Source organism: Pseudomonas sp. LS-2, assembly GCF_003605735.1.
Taxonomy (GTDB): Bacteria; Pseudomonadota; Gammaproteobacteria; order Pseudomonadales; family Pseudomonadaceae; genus Aquipseudomonas.
The window spans coordinates 1-24,075 of the sequence record NZ_QXTJ01000041.1 but is presented as its reverse complement, the minus strand read 5'-3'; the positions used below and the strand labels follow the sequence as shown (position 1 = coordinate 24,075).

General features: G+C 58.1%; 16 protein-coding genes. 7 read left to right on the top strand and 9 right to left on the bottom strand.

Features of this window, described 5'->3' with window-relative positions:
• Positions 1-7: 7 nt before the first annotated feature.
• The 9 genes from D3M70_RS26995 to D3M70_RS26955 form a co-directional block, all read right to left on the bottom strand.
• On the bottom strand, positions 8-1,018 hold the full coding sequence (locus D3M70_RS26995) for an ABC transporter permease subunit (protein WP_062388449.1): 1,011 nt from the start codon (positions 1,016-1,018) through the stop codon (positions 8-10).
• A 75-nt stretch (positions 1,019-1,093) separates the two neighbouring features.
• Entirely contained in the window at positions 1,094-2,701 is a 1,608-nt protein-coding gene (locus D3M70_RS26990) for an ABC transporter substrate-binding protein (RefSeq protein WP_120128854.1), read from the bottom strand.
• A gap of 87 nt (positions 2,702-2,788) precedes the next feature.
• On the bottom strand, positions 2,789-4,171 hold the full coding sequence (locus D3M70_RS26985) for an OprD family porin (protein ID WP_120128852.1): 1,383 nt from the start codon (positions 4,169-4,171) through the stop codon (positions 2,789-2,791).
• Positions 4,172-4,324: 153 nt separating this feature from the next.
• Positions 4,325-5,908: an ABC transporter substrate-binding protein gene (locus D3M70_RS26980; RefSeq protein ID WP_375233048.1), complete on the bottom strand. Its 1,584-nt coding sequence runs from the start codon at positions 5,906-5,908 to the stop codon at positions 4,325-4,327.
• A 354-nt stretch (positions 5,909-6,262) separates the two neighbouring features.
• Entirely contained in the window at positions 6,263-7,891 is a 1,629-nt protein-coding gene (locus tag D3M70_RS26975) for an ABC transporter substrate-binding protein (protein ID WP_120128849.1), read from the bottom strand.
• Between the two features lie 285 nt (positions 7,892-8,176).
• Positions 8,177-9,775, bottom strand: a complete 1,599-nt coding sequence (locus D3M70_RS26970) for an ABC transporter substrate-binding protein (RefSeq protein ID WP_120128847.1) — start codon at positions 9,773-9,775, stop codon at positions 8,177-8,179.
• Between the two features lie 119 nt (positions 9,776-9,894).
• Complete coding sequence (locus tag D3M70_RS26965; protein ID WP_218568455.1) at positions 9,895-11,772, bottom strand: HET-C-related protein; 1,878 nt, start codon at positions 11,770-11,772, stop codon at positions 9,895-9,897.
• Between the two features lie 416 nt (positions 11,773-12,188).
• Positions 12,189-13,763, bottom strand: coding sequence for an HET-C-related protein (locus D3M70_RS26960; protein ID WP_120128844.1), 1,575 nt, complete (start codon positions 13,761-13,763; stop codon positions 12,189-12,191).
• A gap of 247 nt (positions 13,764-14,010) precedes the next feature.
• On the bottom strand, positions 14,011-14,736 hold the full coding sequence (locus D3M70_RS26955; protein WP_120128843.1) for an SIMPL domain-containing protein: 726 nt from the start codon (positions 14,734-14,736) through the stop codon (positions 14,011-14,013).
• 320 nt (positions 14,737-15,056) lie between these two features.
• On the opposite strand from D3M70_RS26955, the gene D3M70_RS26950 reads away from it, so the two are divergent.
• The 7 genes from D3M70_RS26950 (at position 15,057) to garD (ending at position 23,977) form a co-directional block, all read left to right on the top strand.
• Positions 15,057-16,313: an ATP-binding protein gene (locus D3M70_RS26950; protein ID WP_120128841.1), complete on the top strand. Its 1,257-nt coding sequence runs from the start codon at positions 15,057-15,059 to the stop codon at positions 16,311-16,313.
• Entirely contained in the window at positions 16,310-16,870 is a 561-nt protein-coding gene (locus tag D3M70_RS26945) for a response regulator transcription factor (RefSeq protein WP_120128840.1), read from the top strand. Before D3M70_RS26950 ends, D3M70_RS26945 begins: the two co-directional genes overlap by 4 nt.
• A gap of 99 nt (positions 16,871-16,969) precedes the next feature.
• A complete protein-coding gene (locus D3M70_RS26940) occupies positions 16,970-18,706 on the top strand; it encodes an ABC transporter ATP-binding protein/permease (RefSeq protein WP_120128838.1) in 1,737 nt (578 codons plus the stop codon).
• A gap of 128 nt (positions 18,707-18,834) precedes the next feature.
• On the top strand, positions 18,835-19,584 hold the full coding sequence (locus D3M70_RS26935) for a FadR/GntR family transcriptional regulator (RefSeq protein WP_120128836.1): 750 nt from the start codon (positions 18,835-18,837) through the stop codon (positions 19,582-19,584).
• 263 nt (positions 19,585-19,847) lie between these two features.
• Positions 19,848-20,759, top strand: a complete 912-nt coding sequence (gene kdgD, locus D3M70_RS26930; RefSeq protein ID WP_081565647.1) for a 5-dehydro-4-deoxyglucarate dehydratase — start codon at positions 19,848-19,850, stop codon at positions 20,757-20,759.
• A 261-nt stretch (positions 20,760-21,020) separates the two neighbouring features.
• Positions 21,021-22,394, top strand: a complete 1,374-nt coding sequence (locus D3M70_RS26925; protein ID WP_120128835.1) for an MFS transporter — start codon at positions 21,021-21,023, stop codon at positions 22,392-22,394.
• Between the two features lie 29 nt (positions 22,395-22,423).
• The gene (gene garD / locus D3M70_RS26920) at positions 22,424-23,977 is read left to right on the top strand and encodes a galactarate dehydratase (protein ID WP_120128833.1); all 1,554 of its coding nucleotides are present in this window, start codon (positions 22,424-22,426) and stop codon (positions 23,975-23,977) included.
• Positions 23,978-24,075 lie beyond the last annotated feature (98 nt).

The window sequence follows — 24,075 nt, the reverse complement described above, 5'->3', positions numbered from 1 at the left end:
AGTGATCTCAGCGCTGGTGACGAATGCGTGGGTTGGCAAAGCCGTAGAGGATGTCCACCACGAAGTTGACCAGAATCACCAGGCAGGCGATTAACAGGATGCCGTTCTGCACGACAGGGTAGTCACGTGCGCCAATGGCCTCGATGAGCCATTTGCCGATACCCGGCCAGGAGAAGATCGTTTCGGTCAGTACGGCGCCGGCGAGCAGCGTGCCCACTTGCAGACCGAACACGGTCAGCACGGGGATCAGCGCGTTGCGCAGGCCGTGAACGAACACCACGCGAGCCGGCGACAGGCCTTTGGCCCGTGCGGTACGCACATAGTCTTCACGCAGCACTTCGAGCATCGAAGATCGGGTCATCCGGGCGATGACCGCCAGCGGAATGGTGCCCAGCACGATAGCCGGCAGGATCAAGTGACGCAGGGCGTCCATGAACGAGCCTTCTTCATCGCTGAGCAGGGTGTCGATCAGCATGAAGCCGGTTTTCGGGGGAATGTCATACAGCAGGTCGATACGACCCGATACCGGGGTCCAGCCCAGCGATACCGAGAAGAACATGATCAGGATCAGGCCCCACCAGAAGATCGGCATCGAGTATCCCGCAAGCGAAATACCCATGACGCCATGGTCGAACAGGGATCCTCGTCGGAGCGCAGCGATGACCCCGGCCAGAAGTCCGAGGATGCCAGCGAATATCAACGCCGCGATCGACAGTTCCAGAGTCGCCGGGAACAGCGAGGTGAATTCGGTCCACACGCTCGTGCGCGTCCGCAGCGATTCGCCGAGATCGCCATGGGCGAGCTTGCCGACGTAGTCGATGTATTGCGCATAAAGCGGCTTGTTCAGGCCAAGACGTTCCATGGCTTGGGCGTGCATTTCCGGATCGACCCGGCGTTCACCCATCATGACTTCGACCGGGTCGCCCGGAATCAGGCGAATCAATGCGAAGGTCAGCAAGGTGATGCCGAAGAAGGTGGGTATCAACAACCCCACTCGGCGAGCGATAAAACTAAACATCTTCTCGTGTACCTCATCTGCCGGTTAGGCGTGTACCAGCGGGTCTCGTTTTTGCGAGCCCGCCGGATTCTTCTTCTACTTCACTTGGGTGGTAGCGAAGTTATTAGTGGTGAGAGGGCTAATGTAATAACCCTCTACGTTGTTGCGCATTGCAGTGAACATCTTGGTGTGCGCCATGCTGATCCATGGTTGATCCTGATTGAAGATCGCCTGCGCCTGCTCATAAAGCGCGGCACGTTCGGCCGGGTCGGTTTTTTCCCGAGCCTGATCGATCAACGTCTGGAACTTCTGATTGCACCAGCGCGCGTAGTTTTCGCCGTTCTTGGCGGCTTCGCAGCTCAGGTTCGGGGTCAGGAAGTTATCAGGGTCGCCATTGTCGCCTGCCCAGCCTGCCGACACCATGTCGGGCTCGCCGCTTTTGGCACGTTTGAGCATTTCGCCCCATTCCATGACGCGTATATCTAACTTAATGCCGACTTTCGCCAAATCCGCTTGCATCATTTGTGCCCCCATCACCGGATTCGGGTTGGTTGCACCGCCGCCGTTGCGGGTATAGAGAGTAAATACGGTGCCATCCGGAACGCCGGCTTCCTTGAGCAAGGCCCGTGCCTTGTCCAGATCGTGGGCCGGATTTTTCAGGGTATTGTTGTAGCCAAGCAGGGTAGGCGGGTAGGGGTTGACCGCAACGCTGGCGTTGCCAGGGCCGAACAGGGCGCTGACATAGGCTTCCTTGTCGAAGGCGATATCGATCGCTTTACGCACCCGAACGTCGCTCATGTATTTGTGGGAGGTATTCATTGCGACGTAGGCGGTGGTCATCGCCTGAAGTTCATCGATTTTCAGCGACGGGTCTTTCTTGATGCCCGGAATGTCATCGGGTTTAGGGTACAGCGCAATCTGGCATTCGTTGGCCTTGAGCTTTTGCAGGCGCACGTTGCTGTCAGTGGCAATCGCCAGAATCAGTGCGTCAGCCGGTGGTTTGCCCCGGAAGTAATCCGGATTGGCCTTGAAGCGCACCTGAGCGTCCTTGGCATAACGCTGAAAGACGAACGGGCCGGTGCCGATCGGTTTGCTGTTCAGCTCATCGGTCTTGTTGGCCTTGAGCAGTTGATCGGCGTATTCGGCGGAATAGATCGACGCGAAGGCCATGGCGATGTCGGCCAGGAACGGTGCTTCGCGGCGGGTCAGCGTGAATTTGACCGTGCTGTCGTCAACCTTCACCACGTTCTTGAGCAGTTCTTTGAAGCCCATGCTCTCGAAGTACGGATAGCCGACGGCTGACTGCTTGTGCCACGGATGGTCGGGGTTCAACTGACGCTGGAAGCTCCACACCACGTCGTCGGCGTTCATGTCGCGTGTCGGTTTGAAGTAATCAGTGGTGTGGAACTTCACGCCTTTGCGCAGGTGAAACGTGTAATTGAGGCCGTCTTCACTGATCTCCCAGGATTCGGCCAGTGCCGGCTGAATGTCAGTGGTGCCGGGCTTGAAGTCCACCAGTCGGTTGAAAATGGTTTCCGCCGAAGCGTCTGCGGTGACGGCGGTGGTGTACAGCGCCGTGTCGAACCCTTCCGGGCTGGCTTCGGTGCAGACCACCAGAGGTTTGGCCGAAACGCCGACCGCTACGCTGAACAGTGCCAGTGCGACTGCGTTGCGCAATGTTGCGAGTTTGAATGTCGATTTCAAGAAAACGCCCTCCGCTAGTGATGAAGCCAATAGTGAGTGGGGTATCGGGGCCAATAAGTTCTGGCCCCGATACCTCCGGGGTGGTGATTAGAGAATGTTGAACGGAATGGTGGTCACCAGACGGAACTCGTTGATGTTGCCGTCCGCCTGGTTGGCACTCGCCCGGTGCGTGGTGTAGGTCCCGCGCATGGTCGACGCTTTCAACGGACCGGACTGCATGGTGTACGACGCGCCGACGCCATATTCATAGTGGGTTTCGCCGTCCATGCCGCGGACGTCATAGGCGGTGCCCTTGTAGTGGGTGCCGTCGATGTCGAAACCGCGAGCCTGGTAAACGTTGAACTTGAGGCCTGGCACGCCGTAGTCGGCCATGTTCAGCAGGTAGCTCAGCTGTACCGATTTTTCGTTCGGTCCGTTGAAGTCCGAGAGCAGGGAGTTGGCCAGGAAGATCGCGTTGCTGTCATGGATGTAGTCGAAGTAGGTGTCACCCTCGACTTCCTGATACGCAATGCTGAAGCTGTGCGCTTTGTGGGTAGCGGTCAACGACAAGCTGTAGGTGTCGTTGTCGATCGGGCCCATCTTCTTCTGACCGGAATCCTTGGTCTTGTAGTAGTTCAGGTTGGTGCTCAGCCCCAACACATCGGTGTCGCCCAGCTCGTGCAGGAACGAGAAGTAGTACTGGTGCCAGAAATCTTCGACGTTCGATGCATAGAAGCTGGTGGTCAGGCTTTTGAACGGCTTGTAGTCGACACCGGCGATGTCCACGCGGTCGGCTTCGATGTTGGCGTTCGCCGTGTATTCGGAGCGGAACTTGGTCAGGCTTTGTTCGGAGCGTGGAGATACGCGATCGAAGCTACCGGCGGTGAACGACAGGTTGTTGAATTCTTCGCTGAGGATGCTCACACCCTCGAAGCTCGATGGCAGCGCGCGGTTACCGATGTAAGCCAGTACCGGGGTGTTCATCGACTGACGGCCTGCCGTCAGCGTGGTGTTGGAGATGCGCGCCTTGACGTTCGCCAGGCCCATCTTGCTCCATTGGCCGACCGCGTCGCCGTTGTTCTTGGTCAGGGTGCGGTTGGCGCCGCCCATCAGGTCGTCCTTGTCGCGGTCCAGCGCCACGGCGTTGTAGACCGCCATTTGTGTGGCGAAACCAACGGTGCCCTGAGTGAATCCCGAGCTGTAATCGACGATGGTGCCTTGCACCCAGTTGATACGACGCGGATCACGGTCAACGACGACGCCGTTTTCGCTGCGGCTGAAGGTGCCGCCACGACGCAGCAGCTCATTGGCATACCAGTTCTTGGTCGATCCGGTCAGTTTCGAATCTTCCAGGAAGCCCTTCGCTTCACTCTGGAGGTTGCTTGACGCCAGTTCAGTCGGCACGAAATCCTGACTGGTTGGCTCTGCCTGGGCCGCTACGCTCGTGGCGAGCAAGGAGAAGGCGAATACAGCAGTGCTGGCATTTTTCACGTTTTGAAGCTCCCGATTACTGCTTTTATAGAGGCCGGCTTTTATGGGTTGGCCGGCTTTGGTGGTGCGGCCCTGTGGGCCTTCGTGCTGTATCCACGGATTGCGGATAAAGCAGTGCCAAAGGTGAAAAACACCTCTGGCACGTTGCGCGAATCATTCGGCGATGGTGACGCCCGAGAAGTTGTTGCGTCCGAAAGGACTCACCTGGAAACCCTCGACGTCAGCGCGCAATGGCTGGCTGACTGTCGAATGGGCTATCGGCGTGATGGGAACCTGTTCTTTGAGGTAGTGCTGAGCTTTCTGGTACAGATCGATGCGTTGATTCTTGTCAGCGGTGGCGACGGCGGCCTTGACCAGGGCGTCGTATTTTTCGTCGCACCACATCGAGTAGTTGTTGCCGCCGATGGAGGCACAGCTGTACAGCGTCCCCAGCCAGTTGTCCGGATCACCGTTGTCGCCGGTCCAGCCGATCAATGAGATGTCGTGTTCGCCGTTTTTGCTGCGCTTGAGGTATTCACCCCACTCGTAGCTGACGATCCGGGTCTTGATCCCGACCTTTGCCCAGTCGGCCTGAAGCATCTGCGCCATCAGCTTGGCGTTGGGGTTATAGGGGCGCTGTACCGGCATGGCCCAGAGGGTCAGCTCGGTGCCTTCCTTGACGCCTGCAGCACGGAGCAACTCGCGGGCTTTCTCAGGGTTGTAGGGGGCATCCTTGACCGTTTCGTCGTAGGACCACTGGGTGGGGGGCATCGCGTTCTGCGCCAGTTGTCCTGCGCCCTGGTACACAGCCTTGATGATTTCCGGTTTGTTCACGGCCATGTCCAGCGCCCGCCGAACCTGCAGGTTGTCCAGCGGCGCGTGACGCACGTTGTAGGAGATGTAGCCGAGGTTGAAGCCCGGTTTCTGGATGACCTTCAGTTGCTTGTCTGCCTTTAGCGCTTCCACATCCGCAGGTCGGGGATTAAGCGTGACCTGACACTCGTTTTTCTTGAGTTTCTGCACACGCACCGATGCGTCGGTATTGATCGCGAAAATCAGTTGGTCGATCTTGACCCGCTCCGGATCCCAGAACTGTTTGTTGGCGACATAACGAATGTTTGAGTCTTTTTGGTAACGCCGCAATACAAATGGTCCGGTACCAATGGGCGATTGGTTTATATCGCGAACATTGCCCGATGCCATCAGTTTGTCAGCATATTCGGCCGAAAGAATGGACGCGAAGTTCATCGCGATATTCTGGATGAATGCCGCGTCCACTTTGTTCAATGAAAAAACCACGGTCATTGGGCCGGTTTTCTCGACGGACTTTATATTTTTGTCCAGGCCCATGCTGGTGAAGTACGGGAACTCGGTTGGATAGGCGACACGAAACGGATGATCCTTGTGCAGCATGCGGTTGAATGTAAACAGAACATCGTCGGCATTGAAGTCGCGACTGGGGGTAAACGACTTGTTGCTGTGGAATTTCACGCCTTCACGCAGATGGAAGGTGTAGCTCAAGCCGTCGTCGGAGACATCCCAGCGCGTAGCCAGCGCCGGAACGACGCTGGTCTGGCCGCTTTCGAATTCGGCCAGGCGGTTGTAGACAGGCTCGGCGGCGTCGTTGTCCGTGCCTGATGTGTATTGACCGATATCAAAGCCGGCCGGGCTGCCTTCTGAGCAGAACACCAGGTTTTTGGCGGCAGCATTGGCCTGAGGATTCAGGGCGAGCAGTCCAGCAGTCAGCAATGATGGCATAACAATACTTTTAAGCATGACAGTCCTTTATCGTCTGGAACGCGAATACCTGCGCCCACTGAAAAGTCCATGGCAATCGTTTGCGCAAATGGCTTCAGCAGCGAGTGAAAACCCGACCGAACAGATAGACAACAATATCAAGAGCGGCCACCTGAGACGGTATGTCCCCAGGCGCGCACAGTAAATACTTTCAACTTCCTAAAAAGTTGTAGGAAAAATGGATATCGTAAGTAGGCAAATTCTTTATGTATTGATTGGTCGTCTAACGATATTCATTTTCATTTATAAAACACGCACATAACGACACGGTCGCGTTATCCGAAGATAACGCGACCGTGAAGTCATATAGAGGAATTACTTACCGCTGACGCTCACACCATAGAACGAGCTCAGACCGAATGGGCTGATCTTGAAGTCCTGAACTTCCTTGCGCATTGGCTGGTAAACAGTCGAGTGCGCGATAGGCGTCATCGGAACCGCGTCCTTGAGCAAGTGCTGAGCCTGTTTGTAGAGCTCGGTGCGCTTGGCCTGGTCGGTGGTTTCCTTGGCCTGATGAATCAGGGTGTCGAAAGGCTTGTCGCACCACTTGGCGAAGTTGTTGCCGTTGACCGCGTCGCAGCCAAACAGCGTGCCCAGCCAGTTGTCCGGGTCACCGTTGTCGCCGCTCCAGCCGATCAGCATCGCGCCGTTTTCGCCGGCCTTGGCACGTTTGATGTACTCGCCCCACTCGTAGGAAACGATCTTGGCGTTGATGCCGATCTTCTTCCAGTCGTTCTGAAGCATTTCAGCCATCAGCTTGGCGTTCGGGTTGTACGGACGCTGAACCGGCATAGCCCACAGGGTGATTTCGGTGCCTTCGGCCACACCTGCCTTTTTCAGCAGTTCCTTGGCTTTGGCAACGTCGAACGGTGCATCCTTGATGGTGGTGTCGTAAGACCACTGGGTCGGCGGCATGGCGTTGACCGCCAGTTGACCTGCACCCTGGTATACCGCATCGATGATGGCTTTCTTGTCGACAGCCATGTCCAGCGCCTGGCGTACTTCGAGCTTGGCCAGCGGGTTCGGCTTGGTTTCACCCTTGATGGTCGGCATCACGTTGTAGGCGATGTAACCCAGGTTAAAGCCCGCCTGATCAGGCATCTTCAGTGCAGGGTCGGCCTTCAGTGGCGCGAGATCCGCAGGGCGCGGGTAAGCAGTGATCTGGCATTCGCCTTTCTTCAACTTCTGGGCACGAACCGAAGCATCGGTGGTAATGGCGAAAATCAGGTTGTCGACTTTGACGTCTTCAGGCTTCCAGTAGTCCTTGTTTCCGGTGAAACGGATGTTGGAGTCTTTCTGGTAGCTCTTGAACACGAAAGGACCAGTGCCGATAGGCTTCTGGTTGATGTCTTCAGGCTTGCCTTCCTTGAGCAGTTGCGCGGCGTATTCAGCGGACTGAATGGACGCGAAGCTCATGGCCAGGTTCTGGATGAACGCAGCGTCGACGGTGCCCAGGGTCATTTTGACGGTGTGGTCGTCGATCTTCTCGATCTTGGTGATGTTGGTGTCCATCGCCATGTCGGTGAAGTACGGGAATTCGGTCGGGTACGCCTTACGGAACGGGTCGTCCTTGTTGATCATGCGGTTGAACGTGAACAGCACGTCATCGGCATTGAACGTACGCGTCGGCTTGAAGTACGGCGTGGTGTGGAACTTGACACCTTCACGCAGGTGGAAGGTGTAGGTCAGGCCATCCGGGGAGACGTCCCAGCTGGTGGCCAAACCTGGGATAACGGCGGTGCCGCCACGTTCGAACTGGCTCAGACGGTTGAAAACAGTCTCGGCCGAAGCGTCGAAGTCGGTGCCGGTGGTGTATTGACCTGGGTCGAAACCAGCGGGGCTGCCTTCGGAGCAGAACACCAGGTTCGATGCTGCTTGAGCGAAGGGAGCGCTGGCGATCAAACCTGCGCCGAGTAGAAACGGAATGACCGCTTTTTTGAGCATGGTGGCCTCAGTTGTTGTCATTTTTTAATTGAGGGTACGACCTTGTGGGTCGGTCCCGCGGATACTTATGCAGGCGCCATACCCAAAGCAAGATGCTGGCGCCAATCAAGTGTCAAAGAGTGGCACGTACGTACACGAATGTCGCAAAACTATAATTTTCGACGTGGTTGAACGTTTGCGTGTCGCATATCGACATCTTTGCGGCTCCATTCTGGTGCATGGCTGCGTTGCGAATGCACCCGCTTGAGCCACAAGTGTTACTTCGCTGCTGCAATGTCATGTGGGCTATCCGGCCAGGCTGACGCCATAAAAGGGGGTGAGGCCAAATGGGCTGAGTTTGAAGTCCTGCACCTCCTTGCGCATGGGCTGAAATACCTTGGAATTGGCGATCGGGGTGATCGGAACGTCGTTTTTGAGGATGTTCTGCGCCTGTTGATATAGCTTGATCCGTTCGTTGCGATCACTGGTCACCTTGGCTTGGGTCACCAGTTTGTCGTAACCGGTGTTGCACCATTTGGCGTAGTTGCTGCCCTTTACCGCTGCACAGCTGTAGAGCACGCCGAGCCAGTTGTCCGGGTCGCCGTTGTCGCCTGTCCAGCCATAGATCATCACATCGTGCTCGCCCGCTTTGGCGCGCTTGATGTACTCGCCCCATTCGTAACTGACGATGTTGGTTTTGATGCCGATCTTCGCCCAGTCGGACTGAATCATCTGTGCAGACATCCGCGCGTTCGGATTGGACGCGCGCTGCACGGTCATCGCCCACAGGTTGATCTGCGTCCCTTCCTTCACCCCCGCCTCTTTAAGCAGCTGTTTCGCTTTCTCAGGGTCGTGCGGCGCGTCCTTGATGTTCGGGTCATAGCTCCATTGCGCAGGGGGAAGTGCGTTCTGAGCCAGTTGCCCGGCACCCTGATACACGGCCTTGATGATCGCCGGTTTGTCGATGGCCATGTCCAGCGCCTGGCGCACCTTGAGCTGGTCCAGCGGCGGATGCGTCACGTTATAAGCCAGAAAGCCCAGATTGAAACCGGCTTGGCTCATCACTTTCAGATTCGGATCCTTCTGCGCCTCCTCGATGTCCTGTGGACGTGGATAGCCGCTGACCTGACATTCGCCAGCCTTGAGTTTCTGCAGGCGTGTGGCAGCGTCGGTGTTGATCGAGAAAATAAGATTGTCGAGCTTCACGTCTTCAGGCTTCCAGTATTGCGTGTTGCCGACGTAACGGATCTGCGCATCCTTCTGATAGCGCTTGAATACGAACGGACCGGTGCCGATGGGCTTCTGATTGATGTCCCCGGCCTTGCCTTCCTTGAGCAGTTGAGCGGCGTACTCGGCAGACTGAATGGACGCGAAGCTCATCGCCAGATTCTGGATGAAGGCGGCGTCGATGTTGTTCAGCTCAAAGCGCACCGTCTGCTCGTCGACTTTATCGACCTGCCTGATCGTGGTGTTCATGCCCATGTCGGTGAAGTAAGGGGACTCGGAAGGGTACGCCTTGCGAAACGGATCGTCGGCATTGAGCAGGCGATTGAAGGTGAACAACACGTCGTCGGCATTGAAGTCGCGCGTCGGTTTGAAATAGTCAGTGGTGTGGAATTTCACGCCGGAGCGCAGGTGAAAGGTGTAGGTGAGGCCGTCATCGGAGACCTCCCATTTCGTTGCCAGTCCTGGCTCCACTTCAGTACCGCCGCGTTTGAACTGGGTCAGACGGTTGAATACGGTTTCCGCCGAGGCGTCGAACTCGGTGCCGCTGGTGTATTGACTGGGGTCGAAGCCAGCGGGGCTGGCCTCTGAGCAATACACCAGGGTACTCGCCGCGTGTACCGACGGCGCGCAGAGCGCAATTGCCGCAGTAAGAAGCAGGGGTTTGAACGTCATCTCCATGTGAACCTCATACCAGTGCGGCATTCATGCCGGAAGTCGTCGACTGATGATAGACCGCCAAGAATGCCTCACTGTTGAGATCGCCTGCACCTGTTCCAGGGCTTTCGCTTGCGCAATCTTTAGAAAAGGCGCTTGAAGAGCGCTACGAAATGTTCGGCGAGGTATCCCAGCGTCAATTGACTTTCCCTTACGAATTGTTGAAACGACAGCCGGCCTATGTGCTGCAGCTTGAGGTGGGTATGGTCCATCGTGGACTTGGAAGCTGCTCGCCTGATCAGATGCGGGTTTGCTGCTGCCCAGTTTTTTACGTATTCATCCAGCGACGAATGCCCGTCTTCTGGGTGAATGAAAAACGATGTCGCGATAACGGCCGGATGCGGTGCGTGCGGACCGTCTTCCCATCGGCGGACCATGCTGGTCGCAACCTGGCTGGCGGCAATCGACGCCAGCCCCGCCGCGAGACCGTGCAGGGGGTGATCCGCATGATCCTTGGCTAACTGCGAATGCGTGGGGTCGATGGTGCTGTCGGTATGAGGGTCGGCGCCCAGCAGGGTTTGGATGCTTCCTACGCTATCGCCTATCAATGTGACGACGGCTCGAAACATCGCATTGAATGCGTTGCCGACCAGTCGCGCGGGGATGCTGGTGATCCAGCGATACAGCTCGACCCATCCACTGACCGGAGTCGCCGCCCATTCGTCTCGCAATTTCAGATAGGTCGAGAACGCCTCGTACATATCCCACCGACCGCTTTCCTTCAGCAGGATCAGCATCATTTTCTCGGAATCCGAGCGATAACCCGGAGTCGTCGGAGTGAACTGCCAGTCGAAGTTGGGCTTGAGAAGGCCTGCGATAGTGCCCGCAATGCTTGCGAATGCATCAGCGGCGCCGAACGTGCCGGTCACCAGCGGTAGTCGGTTGATGCAATTGGCGGGGGCAGTCCACGGCAAAACGTCATAGCCATGTTTGATCAGACACAGCTCTACAAAATTGGAATGTGCAAAGAAGTCCTCAAGAATGTGCAGTCCGGCGCCCAGTTTGCGCAGCCCCGCCTCAGTGCGCCCCAGCGACATGGCGGCAATGAGGTCCTCACGCATGGTCTCTTCGGAGCGATGAATATAGCGTTTCATGGAGGTCGCGTAATCCACCTCCAGTAGGGGGTCGCCGGTCAGTACCCAGGGTTCGAAGTCAGGGTCCCGGGTGATCGGGTCTACTGTTGGCACGGTAAGGACTTTGGGGTTATCAATGTGCTCGCTTGGCCTGTACACGCCGAGCTTTTCATTGGTCACACTGTAGTCCGATGAATTGTTCTGGCGTACGTCACTGAATTTTCGGGCAGCCAGGACATCGACTATTTGAGTCAGCGTCTGGCGGCTCAGTACGCTCGGGAAGTTCCTGGGGGTGTCTTTTGCGCGAACCAGCTTGGGATCGACCAATTGCGAATGATCACGCATCCAGTTGCCGAAGGTAATCGCCTGCATTTCGGTTTCAGAGAATCCGATCGATACCATGTGGCTCTCGATAGATTCGTGAGTGTGGTGGCCGCTGCCTCCCGGCCCGGCTTCGAACCGCGCGCTCGGACCCGCCGGGTCGGTCAGGCTTTGCGGCAGTGCGACCTCGATCCGCTGAAGCGAAATGCGTTCGATAGCACCTCGGTAAGAGGTTCGAATCGATGCGCTGTCGCCATTGGCGAGGGTATAGGTGCCTATGCGGACGTCGTCGCGTTTGGGTAAGGCCATCTGCGCCATGGCAACTGAATACAGCGGCCCGTCTTCAAGTACCAGATCGGGCGAAATCGGGCTTTGCGCATCCGTCAGTTGCGGTACCAGATCATTGCGCAGAATGGTCGACAGGTGGTGGCTAAACGCAAGGAGCAGACTGCCCATGAGCGTCCAGCGAAATTCGGGATTGCCAATCGCTCGTGAAAGGAAGTTTCGTTGAAGGCGTATGGTGCGGCTGGTCGCGTCGTAGAGGGCGGTTTCGGTGTCATCGGCCACCAACTCGATGGTTGGCGACTGGATTTCTGCGTTGAGCACTGCGCTGTGCAGCGCCTCATAGACTCTGGGGGGCAGGTCGTAGCCCAGGATTGGCGCCATGCCCAGTGCGAATCCACCGGGATCGCTTTTGCGTACAGCGGCGATAAGTTGTTTGAGCCCAAGCTGACTGTCGAACGCGACGGGATACGGGTCATCGCTCTCGGCTAGCGCGGCCGTCTTTGCTTTGGGCTCTATAGGCCGAGGGTCTGTTGGAGGTTTCATCCTTGATCCTTCAAGAGTGCTGGCAGCCATTGTTCCATCCAGTGGCAATGGCGGTCCGGCGTGCGAGTAATCGATACAACGTGAAGAAGGTGATGCGGGTGGCAGCGCATTTGACGGCCGCCATCCATTGACCGATGGTCTCTTCGATCACATCGTCATCGTGTTTCGGTGAGGCTGCGCTGGGTAAGACTCAGCAGCACCTGTCCCCAATTTGTTTGATTAACCACGGCCATGAGGGCGCTGTATGCCAATCCCTGAAAATGCGAGGGGAGTTCGTCCGTGCTATTGAACAGGTAGTCGAAGAACTGCTCGGCATTTAGTGCCAGCTCCCTGTGTATGTCTTGCAATTCGAGGATCGCGTGCTGATGAACCTGGTCCAGATCGGTTTTCAGCGTGGCGCGTTCAATTTGCCCAGGGTTGGCGGCGGCCCATTGATTGACGATGGTGTGGTGCCAGTCGGTCGCGGCCGGATGGCAGAAAAATTCTGACGCTACGGCGACGGGATCTGCCCCGGGTTTGCCCTGTTCGAAGTCGAGCATGGCCTGAGCGACCTGGCCAACGGCAGCGCTTGCCAGCCGTGCCGCGAGATCGTGCAAGGGATGTTCGGCGTGGTCCTTGGAAAGCTGGGAATGGGTTGGCTCTATTGAAGGATCGGTATTCGGATCGTTACCCAGTGCGGTCTGGGCATCTGCAACGCTGTTGCCGATCCAGGCCAACACGCCTTGCGCTGCAACGTTATATGCGTTGATCACGATGCTGGCGGGGGTGGACAGGACCCAGCGATAGAACCGCAGCGTGTCGATGCCGAGCGTCTGCGCCGCGCTCACCAACTGATCTCGCGCCGAGAGCAGTGCGTTGAATGCCCTGTAGTAACTCTGATCGGGATGTTCGCTGAGCAGGATCAGCATGACTTTATCGCGCTCCGAGCGATATTCAGGCTCTGTGAGCTCAAATGTCAGCTCCTCGGTGGAGTAGAGAATCTTGCCCAGCGGTGCCGCGAGGCTGGCGACGACGTCACTGCCGCCGAACGTGCCGGTCACCAGCGGCAGGTCCCAGTTGACATCCATTGGTGTGGTCCAGGGAAGTACCTTGTCATGGCCGGCGTTGATGAGACTCAGCTCGACGAAGTTCGAATGGGCGAACAGGTCCTCGAGTACATGCAGGGCGGCGCCAAAGTGACGCAAGCCTCTGAGCGAGCGTGGCGCAGTCATGGACATGCGCAGTTGTTGCGCCATGTAGTCGACGGAGCGTGAAAGGTAGCGCCTCATCGATGTATCGGGATCGGTTTCCAGCAGCGGATCTCCAGCCCGTACCCAGGGTTCGAAGTCCGGGTCGCGCGTCTGCGGATCCGGGAACGGCGGCGTGACCACCAGTGGATTATCGATATGCTCGGAAGGGCGATAGACCCCCAGCTTTCGGGTCGTCACTTGCATTGCAGCGGGATAGCCCGATCGAAGATCCTGAAACTTCTTCACTGCGAGTACGTCCACAAGGTCGGTCAATGCCTTGCGAGAGAGGAAGGCCGGAAACGCCTTGGGCATGTCGGGAGCGCGGACAAGTTTGGGGTCGACGATCTGCGAGTAATCACGCAGCCAGTTGCCGAAATAAACGGCGTCTATCTCAGCGTCGTGATACCCGAACTGGCGGAGGATCCGCTCGATGGTCTGGTGGCTATGGCCGTCTGAATTATCGCTACCGGCCTCGAAGCGACACGTTATCGGTAAAGTCATCGTTATTCATCCTTGAATGGTGGAGTTGTCCTGGGTGGTAACCCATTGCGCAGAAGGCGCTCATCGCGTCCTGAATATCCTCGCGTGGAGCGGGTTCGATTGTAGGGATTGCGGGGGGGTTGAAAATCGGATGAATCGCTGGAGCGTGTAGGAGGGGGACGCCGGTTCAATACGGAAGAGGTAGTCGCGTGGGGGTAAGAAAATACTGTGGAAGACAGCGGCAGCGGTTGGCTGCCGCTGTCCGGGATCAAGGCATGGTGACTTCGATCACGCCGTCCGCGGTGACGCTGACCTGGCTGGTACCCGCTTCGACTTCAGGTGTCGGTGCTGCGTCGGCCCGTGCGGCTTTCATCATCATGACCGGGGCACGCATGTAGGGCTGTGGATAACCCGAGGTGTTGAGGTTCAGATTGACCAGTTTGTAGCCGCTGCCACCGAGCGCGTCGGTAACCAGTTGCGCACGCGTCTTGAAGGCCGTGACCGCACTCTTGAGCAGTGTGTCTTCGCTGGCCTTGCGGGCTGGGTCTGAGATGGAAAAGTCCATGCCGCCCATTTTCATGTCACTGCCCAATAGCTCGCCGGTGAGCTTGGACAAGGCGGCGAAATCCGGACTCTCCATGCGCAGTTCGGCGCGCTCGCGCCAGCCGGTGATCTTCTGGCCCTTGTCGTCATAGATCGGATAGCTGTTGCGGCTGCCTTGGCGGATGGTGACTTCCTTGACCTTGCGCGCTTCGCCCAAGGCCTTGTTCAACGTGTCGGTGATACCTGCGGCGAGTTTGGCCGGGTCCGAGTTCTGCGATTCGGTGTAGACGGTCACGGTCATCAGGTCACGCTGGACTTCCTGATTGACCTCGGCACGCACCAAGATCTGGTTGTAATGGACCTCGTCAGCCTTGGCGGCCATCGCGGCCGTGCTGGCCATAACGGCTGCGCCGAGGGTGAAGAAAGTGGCAGTGGGGCGAAGGCTGAACATAAAAACTCCTTGTTTGGCGAACCGTCGACAGCGCTCCGCGATGGGGGCGCCGGACGGATGCCAATCAGACTGTAATCCCCGGGTCTTGTTCCGGAGAGCGGCAGGCGCACGAATCTCCTGTTGGGGGACCCGGCTTGCTGGCGAAGGCGCAGTATCCGTCACCCAGCTCGGCACAGTCACAACACTTTCGCCAGCAAGTCGGTTCCCCCACTCACAATTACCTGGTTGCCGCTGTGGCGCTTTGACGCACTTTGACGGAAAGCGCTGTCGCATTGGTTATACTCGCTCCGATCCGCCTGGAGCACTCATCAGGAGAGCTCATGCTCGCCCCCGTACAATTGCTGTCCGCTACCCGCCAGAATCTCTGGCGACTGACCTTCGTCCGCACTCTGGTGCTGGGCGCCCAAGCCGGCTCGGTCGGGATCGCCTACCTGTTCGATCTGCTGCACCTGCCTTGGCTGCAACTGGACATCACCCTTGGCTTTTCCGCCATCGTCTGCCTGCTGACGGCGATCCGCCTGCGCACTTCCTGGCCGGTCACCGAACTTGAATATGCCGTACAACTGGCGTTCGATCTGTTTATCCACAGCGCGCTGCTGTACTTCTCGGGCGGGTCGACCAATCCGTTCGTTTCCTATTATCTGGTGCCACTGACCATTGCCGCAGTGACCCTGCCGTGGCGCTATTCGCTGATCCTTTCGGGTATCGCGCTGGCGCTGTATACCTTGATGCTGGCCAACTTCTACCCGGTCGAAACATTCGTCGCCCGCGAGAAGTTGCAGATCTACGGCATGTGGCTGAGCTTCGCACTGGCGGCAGGCGTCATTACTTTCTTCGCCGCGCGGATGGCTGAAGAACTGCGCCGTCAGGAGCAGATGCGCGCGCTGCGCCGGGAAGAAGGCGCACGGGACCAGCAACTGCTCGCCGTGGCCACTGAAGCCGCTGGTGCCGCTCATGAACTGGGCACGCCTTTGGCGACCATGAGCGTGTTGCTCAAGGAGATGCAGCAGGACCACAAGGATCCTGCGCTTCAGGAAGACCTGTCGGTGCTGCAGGATCAGGTCAAGCTGTGCAAGGAGACCCTGCAGCAACTGGTGCGCGCTGCCGAAGCCAATCGCCGTCTGGCCGTGCAGGAGCAGACTGTCACGCGCTGGCTGGATCAGGCGCTCAATCGCTGGCACTTGATGCGGCCCGAAGCCAGCTATCGTTTTCAGCGTCTGGGGCAAGGCGATGTACCGATGGTCGCGCCGCCTCCCGATCTGACGCAGGCGCTGCTGAACTTGCTGAACAACGCCGCCGATGCCTGCCCTGAAGGGCTGGAGGTGAACCTGGACTGGAGCGCCGCTGAAATCAGCATCACCATCCGCGATCATGGTGCAGGTGTGCCGCTGGCAGTCGCCGAACAGATCGGCAAACCCTTTTTCACCACTAAGGGTAAGGGCTTCGGCCTGGGCCTGTTTTTGAGCAAGGCCAGCGTGACCCGCGCCGGCGGCTCGGTGAAACTCTATCCTCACGAGGAAGGCGGCACGCTCACTGAGCTGCGCTTGCCCCGGAACGCAACGGGAGATGAAGCATGACAGAAGAAATCCAGGTCGAAGGCGAAGAGCTGCCGCACCTGTTGCTGGTGGACGACGACGCCACTTTTACCCGCGTGATGGCGCGCGCCATGGCCCGTCGCGGCTTTCGCGTCAGCACTGCGAGCTCTGCCGAGGAAGGTCTGACGCTGGCTCAGCAGGACATTCCCGACTACGCCGCCGTCGATTTGAAGATGGAAGGCGACTCGGGGCTGGTGCTGTTGCCCAAGCTGCTGGAACTGGACCCGGAAATGCGTGTCCTGATACTGACCGGTTATTCGAGCATCGCCACTGCTGTCGAGGCCATCAAGCGCGGCGCCTGCAACTACCTGTGCAAACCGGCCGACGCCGACGATGTGCTGGCGGCGTTGCTGTCCGAGCATGCGGATCTGGACACTCTGGTGCCTGAAAACCCGATGTCGGTGGACCGTCTGCAGTGGGAACACATTCAGCGCGTTCTGACCGAGCATGAAGGCAATATTTCCGCGACAGCTCGTGCGCTGGGGATGCATCGACGCACGTTGCAACGCAAGTTGCAGAAGCGGCCGGTCCGCCGTTAAGCAAGGACGCTATATAAAGATTTCTTCATGGAAGACCGCGCGTGGCGTCTGGCACATTGGTGCCAACGTCACTAAATGCCTGCCGTCGAGCCATCACCCATGAATTTTGATATCGATGAATCCAGGGTCAATGACTCTGTGCCGGGAAGTTTCTTTTCCCGGGTCTGGAACCTGGTCACACCGTACTGGCGCAGTGAAGAGAAGGGCATGGCCTGGGTCTTGCTGATCGCCGTGATCGCCCTGTCGCTGTTCAGTGTGTTCATCTCCGTACTGGTCAACAGTTGGTACCGGGACTTTTACAACGCGCTGCAGAACAAGGACCTGGGCGCATTCACCCACTTGATCCTGTACTTCTGCGGTATCGCCGCGATCGCCATCCTTGGCGCGGTCTATCGACTCTATCTCACGCAGATGCTGACCATTCGCTGGCGTCGCTGGCTCACCGAAAAGCATTTCACCAGGTGGCTTGCTCACAAGAATTACTATCGGCTGGAGCAGGGCGGTTACACCGATAACCCTGACCAACGTTTGTCCGAAGACCTCAACAACTTCACCTCCGACACGTTGAGCCTGAGCCTTGGCTTATTGCGCACGGTGGTCAGTCTGGTGTCGTTCTCGGTCATTCTGTGGGGCGTGTCCGGCAGCATCGAGCTGTTCGGCATCACCATCCCCGGTTACATGTTCTGGGCCGCGCTGCTGTATGCCGCCGTCGGCAGCTGGCTGACGCACCTGATCGGCCGACGCCTGATTGGCCTTAGCAACCAGCAACAACGTTATGAAGCCGACATGCGTTTCTCGCTGGTGCGGGTGCGTGAGAATGCGGAAAGCATTGCGCTGTCGGATGGCGAGGCGAACGAAAATCAGCGTCTGAGCGCGCGCTTCGGCATGGTCTGGAGCAACTTCTGGACCATCATGAAGGTGCAGAAACGCCTGACGTTCTTCACCGCCGGTTATTCGCAGATTGCCATCGTCTTCGCTTTCGTCGTGGCCGCGCCGCGCTATTTTGCCGGCAAGATCGAATTGGGCGGGCTGATGCAGATCAACTCGGCGTTCGGCAATGTGCAGGAGAATTTCAGCTGGTTCATCGACGCGTATGCCAGTCTCGCGTCCTGGCGCGCCACCTGTGACCGTCTGCTCAGCTTCCGCCAGGCCATGGACGATAACGAAGCCCGCGTGCCCGCGATCAAGGTCAGCCACGAAAACAACGAACTGCATCTGCAAGGCCTGGACCTGTCGCTGGCCGGCGGCCGTCAGTTGCTGAACAACGCCAATATCGATATCGCCGCCGGTGAGAAGGTCATGCTCAGCGGGCGCTCCGGCAGCGGCAAGAGCACATTGCTGCGAGCCATGGGCGGTTTGTGGAACGAAGGTCACGGCGCCGTCCGGCTACCGGCCAAACGCGCGTTCTTCCTGCCACAGAAACCCTATCTGCCGATTGGCACGCTGCGTGAGGCACTCAGTTATCCACAGGCGCCTGAGGTTTATCCGGCAGAGCGCTTCGCGCAGGTTCTGGACACCTGCCGCTTGAACTATCTGGTGCCGCGCCTGGACGAAAGCAATCACTGGCAACGCATGTTGTCCCCCGGCGAGCAGCAGCGTGTGGCGTTCGCCCGGGCACTGCTTTACGCACCCGACTGGCTTTACCTTGACGAGGCGACCTCGGCCATGGACGAAGAAGACGAAGCCGCGCTGTATCAAGCTCTGCTCGACGAATTGCCGGGCGTGACCCTTCTGAGTATCGGTCATCGCAGCAGTCTGAAGCGTTTCCACCGCCGTCATCTGCGTATCGAAGGCGGTCAACTTCAGGACCTGCCGCACCCGCAACCGGTGGTCTAAGGGCGCATTTCTGAGGCAGCGGTGCCAAAGTGCCGCAAAAAGCAAAGGACTCGCCGGGTTTGTTATGTGATCGTACAACCCGGTGAGCTATGATTAGCACTTCACCGATTTAGAGATGCCTGTTGGATATGGAAAATCAGAGTGCTCCGCCTCGCGCACGCAGAAAGCACCGCAGCCTCGCGCAGGAGTTGGTAACCGAACTCTCCGAGCGGATCCGCAATGGCGAGCTCAAGCGCGGGGATAAACTGCCTACCGAATCCGCCATCATGGAAGAGCAGGGCGTGAGTCGCACCGTGGTCCGTGAAGCCATTTCGCGCCTGCAGGCGTCGGGTCTGGTTGAAACCCGTCACGGGATCGGGACGTTTGTCCTCGACACACCGAGCCCAAGCGGTTTTCGCATCGATCCTGCAACGATCGTCACGCTGCGTGACGTCCTGGCCATTCTCGAATTGCGCATCAGCCTTGAAGTCGAGTCCGCCGGTCTGGCTGCTCAGCGTCGTTCGGCAGAGCAGCTGGCCGATATGCGCGCTGCACTGGACGCACTCAGTGAGAGTGCTTCCCACGCCAGCGATGCCGTCGGCGCGGACTTCCAGTTCCACATGGCGATTGCGCTGTCCACCGGCAACCGTTACTTCACCGACATCATGAATCACCTGGGCACGAGCATCATTCCTCGCACCCGGCTGAATTCCGCCCGCCTGGCCCACGACGATCAGCAGCACTACATGAATCGTCTGAGCCGCGAGCATGAAGAAATCTACGACGCCATCGCCCGTCAGGACTCGGACGCAGCCCGTGCAGCGATGCGTCTGCACCTGACCAACAGCCGCGAGCGTCTGCGTCATGCCCATGAAGAAGCCGAGTCGCAGCGGGCTTGAGGTCGTATGACCTGATCATTCGCAAAGCCGTTCACCCGTAGCAGGCCGGCTTGCCGGCGGCACCGTCCTTGAGATCGCCACCGCCGGCAAGCCGAACTGCTACAGGGCCTGCAAATGCTAGCAAAGCACCACTCATCTCCTCAGCCTATAAATAATTCCACACCCCTATTGAGAGATCTCTTTCCTAGTTGTACGATGACTTACGACATCAGCGCAGGTCTGGTGATCCATTCATACAATTAGCTTCCCAGGGTGTTCGAATAATGAATCCACAAGAACTGAAGTCCATCCTTTCCCACGGTCTGCTGTCCTTCCCGGTTACCGATTTCAATGCCCAGGGCGATTTCCACCGCGCTGGCTACATCAAACGTCTGGAGTGGCTGGCCCCTTACGGCGCCTCCGCACTGTTCGCCGCAGGCGGTACAGGTGAGTTCTTCTCCCTGACCGGCGACGAATACTCCGAAATCATCAAGACTGCCGTCGACACCTGTGAAAAAACCGTGCCTATCCTGGCCGGCGTAGGTGGTCCTACCCGTCAAGCCATCGCCATGGCTCAAGAAGCCGAGCGTCTGGGTGCCAAAGGCCTGCTGCTGCTGCCTCACTACCTGACCGAAGCCAGCCAGGACGGCGTTGCCGCCCACGTTGAAGCGGTCTGCAAATCGGTCAAGATCGGCGTTGTCGTCTACAACCGTAACGTCTGCCGCCTGACGCCAGCCCTGCTGGAACAACTGGCCGAGCGCTGCCCGAACCTGATCGGCTACAAAGACGGCCTGGGCGACATCGAACTGATGGTTTCGATCCGCCGTCGCCTGGGTGACCGTTTCTCCTACCTGGGTGGTCTGCCGACCGCTGAAGTCTACGCAGCAGCCTACAAGGCGCTGGGTGTGCCGGTTTACTCCTCGGCCGTGTTCAACTTCGTACCGAAGCTGGCGATGGACTTCTACCACGCGATCGCCAAAGACGATCACGAAACCGTTGGCAAGCTGATCGACGATTTCTTCCTGCCTTACCTGGACATCCGTAACCGCAAATCCGGCTACGCCGTCAGCATCGTCAAGGCAGGCGCGAAAATCGCCGGTTACGACGCAGGCCCAGTCCGCGCTCCGCTGACCGACCTGACCAAAGAAGAGTTCGAAATGCTCGCAGCATTGATGGACAAGCAAGGCCAGCAGTAATCGCTGACTTGACGCAAAACCGCTGAGCGATCAGCGGTTTTTTGCCGTCCGAGCATCGTTTTCCAGGCACCTGAATTTCCCGTTTCAAGCAGTTCGCGCAGGCAAGGTCGCCTTCGCGTGAGTTTTGCCCTAGGCGTCATCGTGGCTACACCTTGGAAGCACGCTTCAATCGCATCTGGATTTAGGGGCAGAGGCGAGCAGCACACACACATAAAAGATCGTTTAACCCGCGCAAAAAAATAATTAGTGGGAGTTTCGAACATGCAAAAAACCAAGCCGACTCACGTCCGCTATTTGATCTTGCTCATGCTGTTTCTGGTGACCACGATCAACTACGCAGACCGTGCAACCATCGCAATTGCCGGCTCCAGCCTGCAAAAAAGCCTCGGCATCGACGCCGTCACCCTCGGTTATATCTTCTCCGCCTTTGGCTGGGCCTACGTGGCCGGTCAGATCCCTGGCGGCTGGCTGCTTGACCGCTTCGGTTCCAAGAAAGTCTACGCACTGAGCATCTTCACCTGGTCGCTGTTCACCGTGCTGCAAGGCTATGTCGGTGAATTCGGTCTCTCCACCGCTATCGTCGCGCTGTTCATGTTGCGCTTTCTGGTGGGCCTGGCCGAAGCGCCATCCTTCCCGGGCAATGCGCGTATCGTTGCCGCCTGGTTCCCGACCTCCGAACGCGGCACCGCCTCGGCGATCTTCAACTCGGCGCAATACTTCGCCACCGTTCTGTTCGCCCCGATCATGGGCTGGATCGTCTATACCTTCGGCTGGCAGCATGTCTTCGTGGTCATGGGCGGCGTCGGTATCGTGTTCTCGCTGATCTGGCTCAAAGTCATCCACAGCCCGCGCAATCACCCAGGCATCAACAAGGCTGAGTTCGACTACATCGCCGAAAACGGTGGCATGGTCGACATGGACAACGACAAGGCCAAAGGCAAAAGCGGCGGTCCGAAATGGGACTACGTGAAGCAGTTGCTGACCAATCGCATGATGCTGGGTATCTACCTGGCGCAGTACTGCATCAACGGCATCACCTACTTCTTCCTGACCTGGTTCCCGGTGTACCTGGTTCAAGAGCGCGGCATGACCATCCTGAAGGCCGGCTTCATCGCTTCGTTGCCAGCCATCTGCGGTTTCATCGGTGGCGTACTCGGCGGGATCATCTCCGATTACCTGCTGCGCAAAGGCCACTCGCTGACCTTCGCTCGCAAGGCGCCGATCATCGGCGGTCTGCTGCTGTCGACTTCTATCGTCACCTGTAACTACGTCGATATCGAATGGGTTGTAGTGGGCTTCATGGCACTGGCCTTCTTTGGCAAGGGCGTGGGCGCACTGGGCTGGGCGGTCATGTCCGACGCTTCGCCAAAACAAATCGCCGGTTTGAGCGGCGGTCTGTTTAACATGTTCGGTAACATCGCATCGATCACCACGCCGATCGTCATCGGCTACATCATCAGCTCCACCGGCTCGTTCAAGTGGGCGCTGGTGTTCGTCGGTGCCAACGCACTGGTGGCAGTGATCAGCTACGTATTCATCGTCGGCGAGATCAAACGTGTGGAATTGAAAGACACCCCGGCGCAGGGTGGTTTGCGGGCCAGTGAAGTCGGCGAAGTCTCTCAAGCCAAAAGCTGAGCTCAAGCGAAAAACTGAGGAAAACCGTGATGAACTTGATTCAACATGCCGACTCGCCACGTTACATCCGCTTGCATGAGCGCGATAACGTTGTCGTCGTGGTCAATGACCAGGGCGTACCGGCGGGGACAGAGTTCGACAATGGTCTGGTGACCATCGATAACGTGCCACAGAGCCACAAGGTCAACACTGTGGATATCCCCGAGGGTGGGGCGGTCATTCGCTACGGGCAGACCATCGGGTATGCCCTCAGGCCGATTCCCCGCGGCAGTTGGGTCAAGGAAGATCAGTTGCGCATGCCGAGTGCGCCGCCGCTGGACAGCCTGCCGCTGTCCACCGAGGTGCCGGGCAAGGGCGAGCCGCTGGAAGGCTTCACCTTCGAGGGTTACCGCAACGCTGACGGCACGGTCGGTACACGCAATATCCTGGGCATCACCACCACCGTGCAATGCGTCACCGGCGTGCTGGATTTTGCGGTCAAGCGTATCCGCGAGGAACTGCTGCCCAAGTACCCGAACGTCGATGACGTGGTCGCCATCACCCACACCTATGGCTGTGGCGTGGCGATCACGGCCAAGGATGCCTACATCCCGATCCGTACCGTGCGCAACCTGGCACGTAACCCGAACCTGGGTGGTGAAGCGTTGGTGATCGGTCTGGGCTGCGAGAAGTTGCAGGCCGATCAGGTGATGCATGAAAACGATCCGTCGGTCGATCTTAGCGAATCGTGGATGTACCGCCTGCAGGATTCCAAACACGGCTTCAACGAAATGATCGAGCAGATCATGGAGTTGGCCGAAGTGCGTCTGAAGAAGCTCGATCAGCGTCGTCGCGAAACCGTGCCGGCGTCCGAGCTGATTCTGGGCATGCAGTGCGGTGGTAGCGATGCGTTTTCCGGCATCACCGCCAACCCGGCGCTGGGCTATGCCTCGGACCTGCTGCTGCGCGCTGGCGCAACGGTGATGTTCTCCGAAGTCACCGAAGTGCGTGATGCGATCTACCTGCTGACCTCCCGCGCCGAAACCACGCAAGTGGCCGAAGAGCTGGTGCGTGAGATGGACTGGTATGACCGTTATCTGGCCAAGGGCGAAGCGGATCGCAGCGCCAACACTACGCCGGGCAACAAGAAGGGCGGGTTGTCGAACATTGTCGAGAAGTCCCTGGGATCGATCGTCAAATCCGGCAACAGCGCGATCAACGGCGTGCTTGGCCCGGGAGAGCGGGTCAACCGCAAAGGTCTGATCTTCTGTGCCACACCGGCCAGCGATTTCGTTTGCGGCACCTTGCAGTTGGCTGCCGGTATGAACCTGCACGTGTTCACCACCGGTCGCGGCACGCCGTATGGTCTGGCGATGTCGCCGGTTGTGAAGGTCTCGACCCGCACCGAGCTGGCGCAGCGCTGGCCGGATCTGATCGACATCGATGCCGGGCGCATTGCAACAGGTCGTGCCAGCATCGAAGACCTGGGTTGGGAGCTGTTCCATTTCTATCTCGATGTCGCCAGCGGCAAGAAGAAGACCTGGACCGAACACTACCGTTTGCACAACGACATCACCCTGTTCAACCCGGCGCCGATTACCTGATCGGCAGAATGCAGCACATCCTCTTGTAGGAGCGCGCTTGCCCGCGATGGCGGTCTGTCTACAGCTAATGCGTTGTCTGACACCACGCCATCGCGGGC

What these genes read in the sequence shown, in the direction of transcription:
- D3M70_RS26940 (WP_120128838.1), top strand. Translation starts at nt 16,970, where the DNA reads ATGAATTTTGATATCGATGAATCCAGGGTCAATGACTCTGTGCCGGGA.
- D3M70_RS26975 (WP_120128849.1), bottom strand. Translation starts at nt 7,891, where the DNA reads ATGCTCAAAAAAGCGGTCATTCCGTTTCTACTCGGCGCAGGTTTGATC.
- garD (WP_120128833.1), top strand. Translation starts at nt 22,424, where the DNA reads ATGAACTTGATTCAACATGCCGACTCGCCACGTTACATCCGCTTGCAT.
- D3M70_RS26950 (WP_120128841.1), top strand. Translation starts at nt 15,057, where the DNA reads ATGCTCGCCCCCGTACAATTGCTGTCCGCTACCCGCCAGAATCTCTGG.
- kdgD (WP_081565647.1), top strand. Translation starts at nt 19,848, where the DNA reads ATGAATCCACAAGAACTGAAGTCCATCCTTTCCCACGGTCTGCTGTCC.
- D3M70_RS26995 (WP_062388449.1), bottom strand. Translation starts at nt 1,018, where the DNA reads ATGTTTAGTTTTATCGCTCGCCGAGTGGGGTTGTTGATACCCACCTTC.
- D3M70_RS26980 (WP_375233048.1), bottom strand. Translation starts at nt 5,908, where the DNA reads ATGCCATCATTGCTGACTGCTGGACTGCTCGCCCTGAATCCTCAGGCC.
- D3M70_RS26935 (WP_120128836.1), top strand. Translation starts at nt 18,835, where the DNA reads ATGGAAAATCAGAGTGCTCCGCCTCGCGCACGCAGAAAGCACCGCAGC.
- D3M70_RS26960 (WP_120128844.1), bottom strand. Translation starts at nt 13,763, where the DNA reads ATGACTTTACCGATAACGTGTCGCTTCGAGGCCGGTAGCGATAATTCA.
- D3M70_RS26945 (WP_120128840.1), top strand. Translation starts at nt 16,310, where the DNA reads ATGACAGAAGAAATCCAGGTCGAAGGCGAAGAGCTGCCGCACCTGTTG.
- D3M70_RS26955 (WP_120128843.1), bottom strand. Translation starts at nt 14,736, where the DNA reads ATGTTCAGCCTTCGCCCCACTGCCACTTTCTTCACCCTCGGCGCAGCC.
- D3M70_RS26970 (WP_120128847.1), bottom strand. Translation starts at nt 9,775, where the DNA reads ATGGAGATGACGTTCAAACCCCTGCTTCTTACTGCGGCAATTGCGCTC.
- D3M70_RS26925 (WP_120128835.1), top strand. Translation starts at nt 21,021, where the DNA reads ATGCAAAAAACCAAGCCGACTCACGTCCGCTATTTGATCTTGCTCATG.